The sequence below is a fragment of the Rhizobacter sp. P1_G5 genome, assembly GCF_056405435.1.
Window position 1 is genome coordinate 1 of the sequence record NZ_JBFUCB010001056.1, and the last position, 1,046, is coordinate 1,046.

A 1,046-nucleotide genomic window follows, 5' to 3' on the forward strand; every position below is an offset into this window, starting at 1 on the left:
GCTGAATGCCGACCGGATGCCGACCGTGGTGGAACTGCTGAAGCGCGAGGCGGCCGCGATCGGGCCGCAGATCCACCCGTTCGATCCGAGCCTGCGGCGGYCGGCACAGAGCCTGGCGTCGCGCTGATCCGGAAGCGGCCTGTCGGACGGCACTCCGTCGGATACACGGGCCGCTACCAATTGGGGGTTGCCGCCGATGGCGCCGCCTCTTCCAATGGGGGTCTCCGGAAGTGGATCCGGCAGGGAGAACAGATGAAGATGTCGTGGATCATCGCCTCGGCGTGCGCGCTGGGCGTGTGCGGCGTGGCGCAAGCCGGCGCGGGCTCGACGCCGGGTTCGGAACCCGGTTCCGCCTCGGCGAGCTTCACGCTCGGTACGCCGAGCGGGCTCGACACCGGCGAGCCGGGGCACTGGCTGGCGGACAACGGCTTTCAGGCGTCGATCGTGACGTCGCACAAGGTGCAGGAGGCGGGCGATCCGCGCTCGCTGAACCTGAAGTCGCGCCTGCTCGATGCGTCGGCGCGCGAGGGCACGCCGTTCGGCGAGGCGGCGATCGAATTGCCGAAACCATCGGGCGAGACGCTGTCGGCGCAGGCCTCGATCTCGCACGGCAGCGTATCGGCCGGCTGGCATGCCGATCACCAGGACGACGAGGCGAGTGCGACGGTCAACTGGCAGCGGCCCTTCGTGCTGAACCCGTTCGCGTCGGTGACGTTCTCGGGCATCGCGATGCTGGCGAACGCGGTGGCATCGACCCCTCTGCCGCGCTTCACCGAAGACAGCAGCCGGCCCGACCTGTACGTGCACCAGGCGGCGCTGATCTTCCGCGACGAGGCGTTCGGGACCAACGGCGTGAACCTGATCGCGAACATCTTCAACGAGAACCCGACGGCGCCCGGCACCGGCGTGCAGCAGCGGCTGCCGAGCTTCGACGACTTCACGTACAGCGCCGACCCGCTCGGCAACCTCTCGCTGACGGTGCACAACCACTCGGGCCAGGTGCTGTTCGGCAGCTTCGAGCTGTTCGCGTACAGCTGGAACAACAC

The 1,046-nt window shown here is 68.8% G+C and carries 1 protein-coding gene and 1 pseudogene; both read left to right on the plus strand.

All coding sequences use genetic code 11. The features are described from left to right. Positions 1–127 (plus strand): annotated as a pseudogene (locus AC1D12_RS33945) (IclR family transcriptional regulator); the annotation flags it as partial. Between the two features lie 125 nt (positions 128–252). Continuing rightward, a partial coding sequence (locus tag AC1D12_RS33950) for a hypothetical protein (protein WP_477845467.1) occupies positions 253–1,046 on the plus strand: 794 nt, incomplete at its 3' end.